The sequence below is a fragment of the Streptomyces sp. NPDC051555 genome (genome assembly GCF_044454405.1).
GTDB lineage: Bacteria > Actinomycetota > Actinomycetes > Streptomycetales > Streptomycetaceae > Streptomyces.
Window position 1 is genome coordinate 94,379 of record NZ_JBITDP010000005.1, and the last position, 12,410, is coordinate 106,788.

Consider the following 12,410-nt stretch of genomic DNA (forward strand, 5'->3'; position numbering starts at 1 on the left):
CTATCGGCCCAGTTTGCGCCACAAGGAATCCAGCAGGTCGGTGATCTCGGTCAGCCGCAGGGGGCGGGCGAGGAGTACGACGGTCAGGGCGAGGGCCACGGTTCCCGCGGCGAGCGCGGCGAAGGTGCCGAGCCCGTCGGCGGCCCGGGCGGCGGCGTGGCCGGCGGCCCCGGCGGGCAGGCAGGCGACGAGCAGCCGCAGGTGCGTGCGCAGGGCGGTGGTGCGCCGCCGCGCGTCGACGCCGGTGTCGGTATCGGTACTGGCGCCGGTCCGCGGTCCCAGCCGCCGGGCGAGGGCGTACGCCGTCACTCCCGCGCCCGCGAACAGGGCGACGGTGTAGGCGCCGGCCATGCCCGTGACGGCCCAGCGCGGCGGCAGCAGGAAGTAGGCGGCGGCCGCCAGGGAGCCGTTGAGGACCGCGATCACCAGGTTCAGGAAGAACGGGGTGCGGGTGTCGGACAGGGCGTAGAAGCCGCGCGAGAGGACGTACTGCCCGGAGAAGGCGATCAGGCCGGGGGCGAAGGCGATGAGCATGCCCGCCATGACCTCGATGTCGGCGGCGCCGGTGCGCCCGTACTGGAACACGCTCCCCATGACCCAGGGGGCGAGTGCGGCGAAGAGCACGGCTGCCGGGACGACGAGGGCGGCGCTGGTGCGCAGCGCGTAGGAGACGTCGCGGCGCACCCGGCCGAGGTCGCCGTCGGCGGCGGCCGCGCTCATCCGCGGCATCAGGGCGGTGACCAGGGAGACGGTGATGATGCCCTGGGGGACGATCCACAGCTGGTAGGCATTGCTGTAGGCGGTGTAGCCCGCGCCGCCCGACAGCCCTTCCAGGGCGGCCCGCTGCCCGGTGGTGGTGGACAGCCTGGTGATCACCCAGTAGGCGATCTGGTTGGTCAGGACGAGCATGACCAGCCAGAGCGCGTTGCGCAGCGGGCGGGCGAGACCGCCGCCGCGCCAGTCGAAGCGGGGGCGCCAGCGGAAGCGGGCGGCGCGCAGCGAGGGGACGAGGGCGAGGGCCTGGACCACGATGCCGGCGGTGGTGCCCCAGCCCAGGAGGTGGGTCTGGGCCGCCGTGAGGCCGTCCGCCGCGTCGTGGGAGAGGAAGAGGAAGAGCCCGAAGACGCCGATGATCACCACGTTGTTGAGGACCGGGGTCCACATCATCGCGCCGAACCGGCCGCGGGCGTTCAACACCTGCCCGAGCAGGGTGAACAGGCCGTAGAAGAGGATCTGCGGGAGGCAGTAGCGGGCCAGGGCGACGGTGGTGGACGCCTGGGCCCCGTCGTAGCCGGTGTACGCCGAGACGATCAGCGGGGCGCACAGGACCGCGACGGCGGTGAGGACGACGAGCGCAGCGGTGCAGGCGGTCAGCAGCCGGTCCGTGTAGGCGGCGCCGCCGTCCTCGTGCTCCCGCGCGGCGCGGACCAGCTCGGGGACGAAGACCGCGTTGAGCGCCCCGCCGATGAGCAGCATGTAGAGGATGTTGGGCACGGTGTTGGCGACCGCGTAGCCGTCGCCGAGCAGGCCGGTGCCGAGGGCCGCGACGACGACGGCGGAGCGGACGAAGCCGGTGGCGCGCGAGACGATCGAGCCGGCGGCCATGAGGGCGCCGCTGCGCAGCACCGACTGCTTCCCCGGTGCGGCGGGCGGCGCGGTGGGCGCGGCGCCCGCGGCGCCGGGCGCCCTGGTGTCGGTGGCCGTCACCGGCTGGCCGGGCACGCACGGTGCCCCTGGTGCGGCGCCGGGTCGGTGCGGCCGTCCATCGGAATCTCCCATGTGCCTGTGGTCGGGGTCGAGGGTGGAGGGTACCCCGCGCACGCCCCGCGGGGCACGGCGCGCAGGGGCCTCGTCGGGCAAGGGACTTGCGGCCCCTTTTCCTGCGCCGGAGGTCCTTTGTTCCGTTCCGCGAGGGGGTGCGGAAGGAAACGGATGCCCTGATACCGGAATTCAAAGCCCCGCACGACCGCCGGGCCGAACTGCCCGTACTTCGTGACCGGATGATGACCGTTCCGCTGCGGTGCAGGTCACAACCGAATTACCGATATTTTTCCTGGAATCCGCAACCTAATGTCGTGGTGTTCGCTCTTTGTTTGCGAACGATCATCACTTCGGAGGGGTTTCGTTGAGCCGCACACGCCGTACCGCATCGTCGCGTCGCCAGGTCCCGGGAGCGCGGGGCCGCCGGGCCGCCCTGGTCGCGACCGCACTGCTGGCCGCCGCTGCCCTCACCGCCTGCTCGGGCGGGGCGGGCAGCGGGGACGGCGGTAAGGCCGAGATGAAGAAGAAGGCGGAGATGTCCCTCTCCGTGAACCTGACGGGCGGCCAGGTCAAGGCGGGCGAGCCGGTCAAGGTGACGCTCGCCGAAGGCAAGTTCGCCCAGGTGAAGGTCACGGACGGCAAGGGCGGGGAACTGGCCGGGAAGATATCCGAGGACGGCAGGACCTGGACCTCGGAGCGCAACGCCTCGCCGGGCCAGGACTACAAGGTCGAGGCGCAGAACACCGAGAGCCAGGGCGCGACCACCCAGTTCAAGACCACCGCCGCCGACAAGGTGAACAAGGTCACGATCAACCCGGGCAAGGCCAACGGGGTGGTGGGCATCGCCCAGCCGATATCGATCGTCTTCGACAACCCGGTCAAGAACAAGGCCGAGGTCGAGAAGCAGCTGAAGGTCACCACCTCGAACAACACCGAGGGTTCCTGGGGCTGGTTCAAGGACTACTCGGGCAACGACCGGGTGGACTGGCGCCCCAAGGAGTACTGGAAGTCCGGGACCGACGTGAAGGTCGACATGAAGCTGAACGGCGTCGATTCGGGCAGCGGTTACTTCGTGAAGGATTACAACACCGAGTTCAAGATAGGCAAGGACCGCCGGATGAAGGTGGACCTCGACAGCAAGACGATGTCGGTGACGGAGGACGGCCAGGTCGTCAAGAAGATCCCGATCTCGGCCGGCACTCCGGGCGGCCAGAAGGCCTCCTGGTCCGGGAAGATGGTGCTGATGGCCAAGGAGGGCACCATCCGGATGGACTCCCAGACGGTCGGTCTCGGCGACTCCTACGACAAGATGGTCGACAACTCGATGCGGCTCACCTGGTCGGGCATGTACGTGCACGCCGCGCCGTGGAACAACGCCAACTTCGGCAGCGCCAACACCAGCTCCGGCTGCGTGGGGATGAGCGACGCCAACGCCACCGCCTTCTACAAGGAGGCCCAGGTCGGCGACCTGTTCGAGGTCGTGGGCGAGGGCTCCAAGGGCCAGGCCGACATCGGCAACGGCTACGGCGAGTGGAACCTGGACTGGGCCGCCTGGCAGAAGAAGAGCGCACTCGACGGCGCGGGCGCCGGGACCCAGAACGGCTGACCCACCGGTGCGCCGACCCACCACCGCACGGGTCGGGCCGACGGTCGGCCGATCGTTACCAGTGCGTAACTTACCGACGGGTTACCTTCGGTAAGCCCCTCCCGCTACCGTCGGGTCACTTTGACACCGGCGCACGCGAGGAGCGATCGATGGCCCGCACCACCATCGCGGTGACCGCAGCCGCACTGCTCGCGGCAGCCGCCCTGGGCCTGGCCCCCCACCAGGCCCGGGCGGCCGCGGCGACCAGCGTGAGCAGCTCCTCCGCCACCCCGGCCGGCGCCTCCTCGCAGCTGCGCTTCTTCGACATCCCGGGCTCCGGCGGCATCACCCTCAAGGGCAACGTCTTCTCCCCCGGGGGCGCCCGCCCCGGCCAGCGGTTCCCGCTGATCGTGCTGCCCACCAGCTGGGGCGTGCCCCAGATCGAATACGCCGCGCAGGCCGAGCGGCTCGCCGACTCCGGCTACGTCGTGGTGAGTTACACCAGCCGGGGCTTCTGGCTCTCGGGCGGTCGGATCGAGGTCGCGGGTCCCCCCGACACCGCCGACGTCTCGGCCGTCATCGACTGGGCGCTGGCCACCACCGCCGCCGATCCCGCCCACATCGGCCTCGGCGGCGTCTCGTACGGCGCGGGCATCAGCCTGCTGGCGGCCGCCCGCGACCCGCGGATCAAGGCCGTGGTCGCGCTCAGCGGCTGGGCCGACATCATCGAGTCCATCTACTCGGGCCGCACCCAGCACCTCCAGGCCGCCGGCCTGCTCGGCGCCGCCGGACATCTCACCGGGCGGCCGGGCCCCGAACTGGACGGGATACTCACCGACTTCCTCGGCTCGAACCTGGAGCGCGAGCCCCGGATGATCGAGTGGGGCAAGCAGCGCTCGGCATCCGAGAAGGTCGACGCGATCAACGCCAACGGCGCCGCGATCATGTTGGGCAACGCCTGGGGCGACACCATCTTCCCGCCCAACCAGTACGCGGCGTTCTTCGAGCGCCTCACCGGTCCCAAGCGCCTGGAGCTGCGCCCCGGAGACCACGCCACCGCCGAGGGCACCGGCCTGTTGGGGCTGCCCAACGACACCTGGACCAACGCCCACCGCTGGTTCGACCGCTACCTCAAGGGTGAGGCCAACGGCGTCGACACCGAGGCGCCGGTGCAGCTGAAGTCCCGTAGCGACAACGGGTACGAGGGCTATCGCGACTGGAAGTCGGTCGGCGCGGGCGGCACCGAGAAGCTCGCGCTGGGCGACAGCGAGCACGTCTTCGCGAACGTCGACTCCGGCGCGAACGGCGGCGTCGTGCTGCTCTCCAGCGTGCTGGACCAGTTCGTCAAGGCGCCCCCGGTCGCTTCCATCCCACTGCTCCCCCGCGCCTTCGCCGCCGTCTGGCAGTCCGGGCGCTACGACGAGGACCGCCGGATCCGGGGCACCGCCCGGCTGCACACCACCGTGACCCCCACCGAGGAGAGCGGCACCTTCGTCGCGTACCTCTACGACGTCGGCCCGCTCGGCCTCGGCAAACTGGTCAGCAACGCCCCGTACACCTTCCACGGCAGGACGCCGGGGCGGTCCTTCGGCGTGGACCTGGACCTCTTCTCCACGGCCTACGACGTCCCCGCCGGCCACCGCCTCGCCCTGGTCGTGGACACCGTGGACCCGCTCTACATCGAGCACAACCCCACCGGGGCGCAGCTGACCTTCTCCTCGCCGCGCACCGATCCGTCCTACGTCTCGGTGCCGCTGCGCGAGCAGTGATCCACGGCTGCTGCCGGGCGGGGGTGGCTCTCGGGGGTCGCTCCGCGGGCCGTACCCGGGGCTACCGCCCGCCCTGCAGCAGCATCCCCGCCTCGGCCGGGCCCACCTGGGCGGCCTCGGTCTTGGGGTTGCGCCGCTGGCGCCGGGCCATCCAGGTGGCGAACCAGGACAGCAGCATGCACATCCCGATGTAGATCGGGGAGATGATCATCACGACCGGGATGAAGGGCAGGTCGTAGTCGAGGTTGGAGGCGATCAGCTTGCCCGCGTGCAGGAACTCCTCGTAGGTGATCAGGTAGCCGAGCGAGGTGTCCTTGAGGGCCACCACGAGCTGGCTGATGATGGTCGGCAGCATCGCCCGGACCGCCTGCGGCGCCAGGACGAAGGTCATCACCTGCGTCTTGCGCATGCCCAGGGCGTAGGCCGCCTCCCGCTGGCCGCGCTCCACCGCGTTGATGCCCGTACGGAAGACCTCGGCCAGCACCGAGCCGTTGTACAGGGTCAGCCCCGCCACCAGCGCCGGCAGCGGCTGGACCTTCAGCGCCACGAAGATGAAGAAGATCATCACCAGTACCGGCATGGCCCGGAAGAACTCCACGCACAGCGTGGCGGCCCAACGCACCGGCCGGTGCAGGGAGAGCCGCCCGGTGGCGAGGACCGCGCCGAGGACCAGCGAGAGCACCGACGCGTAGGCGAAGGCCTTGAGGGTGTTCCAGAGTCCCTTGAGCAGCAGCCGCTGGATGCCCTCGTACTCGAAGGGGGTCCACTTGGCGGCGGTGAACTGGTCGGTGTCGAAGAGCAGGTAGAGGATCCAGCCGAACAGGGCCAGGATCACCGCCGTCGAGGCCATCCCGTAGAGGAAGTGGCGGCGCTGGGCGCGCGGGCCGGGGATGTCGTAGAGGGCCGTGGACTCCAGGTCCCCGTGCAGCGCGTGTGCGGTCATCGGGCGACTCCCCAGCGCTTCTCCAGCACGTTGAAGAGCGCGCTGATGGACAGGGTGATGATCAGGTAGCCGACGGCGATCCAGACGAAGGTCCAGATGATGCTGTAGCCCAGCTCGTTGAGCGTCTTGTAGGTGCCCAGCAGCTCGGTGACGCTGAAGGCGCCCGCGATCGCCGAGTTCTTGGCCAGGGCGATCAGCGTGGAGCCGACGGGTGGGATGACCGAGCGGAAGGCCTGCGGGAGCACCACCGAGCCCAGCGTCTGGCCGAAGGACATGCCCAGGCTCCGGGCGGCCTCGCCCTGGCCCTTGGGCACGGTGTTGATGCCCGAGCGCAGCGCCTCGCAGATGAACGCGGAGGTGTAGCAGCCGAGCGCCAGGACCGCGAAGAGCTGGAAGGGCAGGACCAGCCCGAAGCGCGGCAGGCCCAGCAGCACGGCGAAGAAGAGCAGGGTGAGGGGGGTGTTGCGCAGCACGGTCACCCAGACCGTGCCGAGCACCCGGAAGGAACCGATCGGCGCGACCCGGAAGGAGGCCATGACGAAGCCGAGGACCAGGGCGAGCAGGGAGGCGTAGAAGGTCAGCTCGACCGTGCCGAGGAATCCCTTGCCGTAGAGCGAGAAGTTGTCGGTCAGTACGTCCATGTCTTCGCGGACTCCTCTCAGCTCGCGGGGTAGCGGTCGATGGCGGGCGGCGTGGGTGCGGGCACTCCGGACAGGCCGAGGGTGGCGTCGTAGGCCTTGGTCCAGTCGCCGTTCTTCTCCTGCGCGGCGAGGGCGTCGTCGAGGGCGAAGCGCAGCGCGTTGTCGGAGCGCGGTACGCCGATGCCGTAGGGCTCCTTCGAGAAGGGCTTGCCGACGACCTTGAGCTCGTCCGGCACCTTGGCCGCGTAGCCCAGCAGGATCGAGTCGTCGGTGGAGACGGCGTCGACCTGGTAGGTCAGCAGGTTGTCCACGCAGACGGAGTAGGTGTCGTAGGCGACGAGGACCGCCTTGGGGAAGTCCTTCTGGAGCCGCTGGTAGGGGGTGGAGCCCGCCGCCGAGCAGACCTTCTTGCCCGCGAGGTCCGCCGGGCCGTTGATGTCCTTCTCGCCGCGCCGGACCAGCAGGGACTGGCCGGCCATGTAGTAGGGCCCGGCGAAACCGACCTGCTTCTTGCGGTTGTCGTTGATCGTGTAGGTGCCGACGTAGTAGTCGATCTGGCCGTTCTGCAGGGCCGTCTCGCGGTTGGCCGAGGCGATCGTCTTGAACTCGATCGTCTTGGGGTCGAAGCCGAGGGAGGCGGACATCATCTTGGCGATCTCGATGTCGAATCCGGAGTAGCGGCCGCTCGCGGGGTCCTTCTCCCCCATGTACGGCTGGTCCTCCTTGGCGCCGACCACCAGGTGGCCGCGGCGCTTGGCCTTCTCCCAGGTCCGCGAGTCGGGGAGGTCGAAGCCGGTGTCCACCCGGTAGACGGGCAGGTCCTCGGGCTGCGGGCCCTTGACCGGGGGGCTGCCGGACTTGCCGCAGCCGGCCACCGCGCCCAGCAGGGCCAGGGCCAGGGCGAGCGCGCGGGCGTACGCGGGCAGCCCACAGGTGCGTGTCGCGTTCATTCGGGACCGCCCCTCAGTGCTTGAGGATCTTGGAGAGGAAGTCCTTGGCCCGCTCGCTCTCGGGGGCGGTGAAGAACGCCTCCGGTGTGCGGTCCTCGATGATCTTCCCGTCGGCCATGAAGACGACCCGGTTCGCGGCGGAGCGGGCGAAGCCCATCTCGTGGGTGACCACGACCATGGTCATCCCCTCGCTGGCGAGCTGCTGCATGACCTCCAGCACCTCGTTGATCATCTCCGGGTCGAGCGCGGAGGTCGGCTCGTCGAAGAGCAGCGCCTTCGGGTTCATGGCCAGGGCGCGGGCGATGGCCACGCGCTGCTGCTGGCCGCCGGAGAGCTGGGCGGGGTATTTGTCCGCCTGGTTGGCCAGGCCGACCCGCTCCAGCAGCTCCCGGGAGCGCTTGTCGGCCTCCTCGCGGCCGCGCTTCCTGACCTTCGTCTGCGCGAGCGAGACGTTGGCGAGGACCGTCTTGTGCGCGAAGAGGTTGAAGGACTGGAAGACCATGCCCACGTCGGCGCGCAGCGCCGCCAGGTCCTTGCCCTCGGCCGGCAGCGGCTTCCCGTCGAGGGTGATGGTGCCCGACTCGATGGTCTCCAGCCGGTTGATCGCGCGACACAGGGTCGACTTCCCGGAGCCGGAGGGGCCGATGACCACCACCACCTCCCCGCGGCCGACGGTGAGGTTGATGTCCTGGAGGACGTGCAGTTGTCCGAAGTGCTTGTTGACGTCCCGCAGCTCGATCAACGGATCGACGGCCATACGCTGCCCTGCCCATGTGTCGGTGTGTCGAGGTCAGCGCAAACTATCCAGCGGTGAAGGCGACTTCACCGCGACACGCTCGACACGCCTAAAAGCGACATAAACGTCACCGGTCGACCCGGGCACCGACGGTCGGCAGCGGTCACCCGCGGTCGCTCCCGATCAGCCTTCGGAGGCCTCGGCGTAGATCTGGGACAGCTCGGGCGATCCGGTCATCGCCCAGGACACCCCGGACTCCACCACGTTCAGTTCGCGCCCCGCGGCCAGCCGGATCACCGGCTGACCGTTCGGCCACACCTGCCAACCGCAGCCGGGCAGGGTCTTGATGATCACCGTGCCGAGGTAGAAGCCCGCGTCGTTGCCGAGCCAGGGCGTGGCCTCGGGGTCCCGCCGCCAGCGCGGCATCAGCTGGTCCAGGGCCTCCAACGAGGCCGGGGTGCCGTCGAGTTCGAGGCCGGCGGCCCGGGCCTGGACGCGCAGCATCTCGCACTCCGCGAACATCTCGCCCACGCCCTCGGGATCCTCCGCGAGGGCGGCGGCCAGGGCCGCTCCGTGCTCGGTCTCGTGCCGGTTCAGCCAGTGGTCCAGGAACGGGATGTTCATACCGCCCAGCCTGGCACCCGTACCCGCCGGGGGCCACAGGACGCGCCTGGATCGGCGCGATCCGGGCCCGGTGGGCTAAACGCGCCCTCGTGCTGTGACCGCCCTAGACGTCGAGGTCCACGACGACCGGCGCGTGGTCGGACGCGCCCTTGCCCTTGCGCTCCTCGCGGTCGACGTAGGCGTCCTTGACGGCGGCGACGAAGGGGGCGTTGCCGTACACGAGGTCGATGCGCATGCCCTTGTTCTTCGGGAACGCGAGCATCCGGTAGTCCCAGAAGGTGTAGGGGCGGTCGTACTTGAGCGGGCGCGGCATCACATCGGCGAGCCCGGTCGCGCGCAGCGTCTCCAGGGCGGCGCGCTCAGCTGGGGTGACGTGGGTCATCCCCTCGAAGACGGCCGGGTCCCAGACGTCCTCGTCGGTCGGCGCCACGTTGAAGTCGCCGAGCACCGCGAACGGGCGGGGGCCCGCCGCGTCTTCGGCGACGGCCGCGCCCAGCGCGCGGAACCAGTCCAGCTTGTAGCCGTAGTGGTCGTGCTCCACCTCGCGGCCGTTGGGCACGTAGACCGACCAGACGCGCACTCCCCCGCAGGTCGCGGAGATCGCGCGCGGCTCCGCCACGCCCTCGTAGTCCGGGCCGCCGGGCAGCCCGCTGACGACGTCCTCCAGGCCGACCCGGGAGAGCAGGGCGACGCCGTTCCAGCGCCCGGTGGCGTTGACGGCCGACTCGTAGCCCAGCTCGCGCAGCTCGGCGTGCGGGAACTGCTCGGCGGAGCACTTGGTCTCCTGGATGCACAGCACGTCGGTGCCGCTGGACTCCAGCCAGGCCAGCAACCGGGGCAGCCGGGCGGTGATCGAGTTGACGTTGAACGTGGCGATACGCATGTCCGTAACCTACCGCCAGGCACCGACAGCCACCGGTCGGCCACCCGGTCGCCCGCCCGGGAGCCGGCGCTCAGAGGTCGGCGCTGTCACCCGCGGTGAGCCGACTGTGCGGGGCGCCGCCGAGCGCGTCGAGGGCGAAGTCGTAGATCGGCCGGGCGATGTCGGCGAGGTAGGCGTCGTGGATGTCGATGGCCGTGCGCGGCTTGACCTCGCGGACGTAGTCGATGACCTCGGCGATCTTGTTCCAGGGCGCGTGCACCGGCAGCAGCAGGGTGTCCACGGGGACGCCCGGTACGGTCAGCGCGTCCCCGGGGTGGAAGAGCGCGCCCTCGACGAGGTAGCCGACGTTGGTGACCCGGGGCATGTCCGGGTGGATCTCGGCGTGCAGCTCGCCGTGGACCTGTACGTCGAAGCCGGCGGCTGTGAAGGCGTCGCCGTGGCCGACCGTGTGGACGCGGCCCGGGTAGGCGGGCGCCAGCCGCCCGGCGACGCTGGCGAGGGTCCACAGCTGCGCCCCGGGGTTCGCGTCGAGGGCGGCCCGCAGCCGGCCCTCCTCGAAGTGGTCGGGGTGCTCATGGGTGACCAGGAGCGCGTCCGCCCCGAGCCCGGCGTCCGGTTCGCTGAAGACGCCCGGATCGATGACGAGCGTGCGTCCGTCCTTCTCGACCTGGACACAGGAGTGCAGCCGCTTGGTGAGCTTCATGATCCCAAGGCTAGCCGGGGGCCGCGGCGGGAGGCTACGGGGCGGGTGGGCGGAGCTACGGGGTGGCGGTGGAGACGATGTAGACCTTGGGCTTGGTCGGGACGGTCAGGTCGACGGTGATGTCCTGGCTCGGGCGCGGGTCGTTCTGCTCGTGCGTGGCGCCGTACCAGGCGTTCTTCGGGTTCCAGTTCCAGCCCGCGGCCTCGGTGTCGCGCTCGCCGATCGAGACGCCCCGGGTCAGGCCCTCGCGGCTGGTGCCCATCGAGGTCAGGAACTTGTCGAGCTCGTCCGGGGTGATCGCGAACTGCACGTAGAGCCTGCTGGTGCGCCAGTTGTTGGTCTCCAGGAAGCCGACCCGCCACGCCTTGTCCGGGATCGGCACCTCGTAGATGCTGCGCTGCACCTTGGAGGGCCAGCCCGCGCGCACCTTGGTGGCGCCGACCTTGGCCGCCTTCTCCTTGCCGCTCTGGCGGCTCTGCTGGGCGGCGATCGCGAGGTAGCCGGCGGGTACGCCGATCAGCAGCACGATGATGATCGCGGTGATCCAGCGGCGCCGCACGACGTGCCGCCGGGCCTCGGCGGGCGTGGGGGTGCCCCCCTCGTCGGGGGCCGGGGCCTGGCGCGGCAGGGTCGGGGGCGGGGGCGTCACGGCTTTTCTGGTCCTTGTTCTTCGGACCCGGCGGCGGCCCGTCGGCCCGCCTGGGCATAGCGTTCGTAGCGTTCGACCCGGCGGCGGTTTGCACGGCGGAAGCGTCGGGCGACGAGCCGGGAGAGGTCGGCCGCACCGACCATACCCGCCTCGGGGCCGAGCTGGGCCTTCGCGATGCGGGCCTCGGGCCGGTAGCCGCGGCCCGTCAGGTGCCGCCGGAAGGCCTCCCGGGCCGGTCCGATCAGCAGGTCGTCGGCCGCGCTGACCCCGCCGCCGATGACGAAGCACGAGGGGTCGAGGGCGGCGGCCAGGTTGGCGATGCCGACGCCGAGCCACTGGCCGATGTCCTGGAGCAGCTCGACGCACATGGCGTCGCCCTCGCGGGCCAGCTCGGTGATGAGCGGCCCGGTGACCTCGGAGACGTTGCCGCCGACCCGCGCGATCAGGTTGTGGGCGACCGGGGAGTCGGCGGCGGCCAGCTCGCGGGCCTCGCGGACCAGGGCGTTGCCGGAGCTGTACTGCTCCCAGCAGCCGCGGTTGCCGCACGGGCAGCGGTGCCCGCCGGGGACCACCTGCATGTGGCCGAACTCGCCGGCCACGCCGAACTTGCCGCGCTTGACCCGACCGTCCTCCAGGATCGCGCCGCCGATGCCGGTCCCGAGCGTGATCATGACCAGGTGGTCCTCGCCGCGCCCGGCGCCGAAGCGCCACTCCGCCCAGGCGGCGGTGTTGGCATCGTTGTCCACCATGACCGGCACCGCGAGCCGCGACTGGAGCGCGTCGCGCAGCGGCTCGTCGCGCCAGGCCAGGTGCGGGGCGAAGAGCACCCGCGAGCGGTCCGCGTCGACCCAGCCGGCCGCGCCGATGCCCACGGCGTGGACGTCGTGGCGGTCGGAGAGGTCCAGGACCAGCTCGACGATGGTGTCCTCGACGACCTTGGGGCTCTTGGACTTGTCGGGGGTCTCGGTGCGGATCTTCTCCAGGATGACGCCGTCGGCGTCGACGACGCCCGCCATCACCTTGGTGCCGCCGATGTCGATGCCGACGGTGGGGACTCGCGGGGCGGTCAGGTGCGACCGGCGCTCACGGGTTCCGACGGTCCGCAGGACGGTGCCTCGCGCCGAGCCACGGTGGGCGAGCGTGAAGTCCCGGTACGTGCTCATCGA

General features: G+C 70.7%; 12 protein-coding genes. 2 read left to right on the forward strand and 10 right to left on the reverse strand.

Features of this window, described 5'->3' with window-relative positions:
- Positions 1 to 1,779: a murein biosynthesis integral membrane protein MurJ gene (murJ, locus tag ACIBEA_RS13625; RefSeq protein WP_399260306.1), complete on the reverse strand. Its 1,779-nt coding sequence runs from the start codon at positions 1,777 to 1,779 to the stop codon at positions 1 to 3.
- A gap of 346 nt (positions 1,780 to 2,125) precedes the next feature.
- Here murJ and ACIBEA_RS13630 point away from each other — a divergent pair, with 346 nt between their 5' ends.
- Both ACIBEA_RS13630 and ACIBEA_RS13635 read left to right on the forward strand, forming a co-directional pair.
- Positions 2,126 to 3,367 (forward strand): Ig-like domain-containing protein, encoded by a 1,242-nt coding sequence (locus ACIBEA_RS13630; protein ID WP_399260308.1) that lies wholly within the window; start codon positions 2,126 to 2,128, stop codon positions 3,365 to 3,367.
- Positions 3,368 to 3,516: 149 nt separating this feature from the next.
- Entirely contained in the window at positions 3,517 to 5,115 is a 1,599-nt protein-coding gene (locus ACIBEA_RS13635; RefSeq protein WP_399260310.1) for a CocE/NonD family hydrolase, read from the forward strand.
- A 61-nt stretch (positions 5,116 to 5,176) separates the two neighbouring features.
- Here ACIBEA_RS13635 and ACIBEA_RS13640 read toward each other — a convergent pair whose 3' ends face one another.
- The 9 genes from ACIBEA_RS13640 to ACIBEA_RS13680 form a co-directional block, all read right to left on the reverse strand.
- Positions 5,177 to 6,058 (reverse strand): amino acid ABC transporter permease, encoded by an 882-nt coding sequence (locus ACIBEA_RS13640; protein WP_399260312.1) that lies wholly within the window; start codon positions 6,056 to 6,058, stop codon positions 5,177 to 5,179.
- Positions 6,055 to 6,699: an amino acid ABC transporter permease gene (locus ACIBEA_RS13645; protein ID WP_399260314.1), complete on the reverse strand. Its 645-nt coding sequence runs from the start codon at positions 6,697 to 6,699 to the stop codon at positions 6,055 to 6,057. The genes ACIBEA_RS13640 and ACIBEA_RS13645 overlap by 4 nt, the downstream gene beginning before the upstream one ends.
- 17 nt (positions 6,700 to 6,716) lie before the next feature.
- Positions 6,717 to 7,649, reverse strand: coding sequence for a glutamate ABC transporter substrate-binding protein (locus tag ACIBEA_RS13650; RefSeq protein ID WP_399260316.1), 933 nt, complete (start codon positions 7,647 to 7,649; stop codon positions 6,717 to 6,719).
- Positions 7,650 to 7,662: 13 nt separating this feature from the next.
- On the reverse strand, positions 7,663 to 8,406 hold the full coding sequence (locus ACIBEA_RS13655; protein WP_399260318.1) for an amino acid ABC transporter ATP-binding protein: 744 nt from the start codon (positions 8,404 to 8,406) through the stop codon (positions 7,663 to 7,665).
- A 162-nt stretch (positions 8,407 to 8,568) separates the two neighbouring features.
- Entirely contained in the window at positions 8,569 to 9,009 is a 441-nt protein-coding gene (locus ACIBEA_RS13660) for a DUF6278 family protein (protein ID WP_399260320.1), read from the reverse strand.
- A 103-nt stretch (positions 9,010 to 9,112) separates the two neighbouring features.
- Positions 9,113 to 9,892 (reverse strand): exodeoxyribonuclease III, encoded by a 780-nt coding sequence (locus tag ACIBEA_RS13665; RefSeq protein WP_399260322.1) that lies wholly within the window; start codon positions 9,890 to 9,892, stop codon positions 9,113 to 9,115.
- 70 nt (positions 9,893 to 9,962) lie between these two features.
- On the reverse strand, positions 9,963 to 10,595 hold the full coding sequence (locus ACIBEA_RS13670; RefSeq protein WP_399260324.1) for an MBL fold metallo-hydrolase: 633 nt from the start codon (positions 10,593 to 10,595) through the stop codon (positions 9,963 to 9,965).
- 55 nt (positions 10,596 to 10,650) lie between these two features.
- The gene (locus ACIBEA_RS13675) at positions 10,651 to 11,244 is read right to left on the reverse strand and encodes a hypothetical protein (RefSeq protein ID WP_399260326.1); all 594 of its coding nucleotides are present in this window, start codon (positions 11,242 to 11,244) and stop codon (positions 10,651 to 10,653) included.
- Entirely contained in the window at positions 11,241 to 12,407 is a 1,167-nt protein-coding gene (locus ACIBEA_RS13680) for an ROK family glucokinase (protein WP_399260328.1), read from the reverse strand. Before ACIBEA_RS13680 ends, ACIBEA_RS13675 begins: the two co-directional genes overlap by 4 nt.
- Between the last annotated feature and the right edge of the window lie 3 nt (positions 12,408 to 12,410).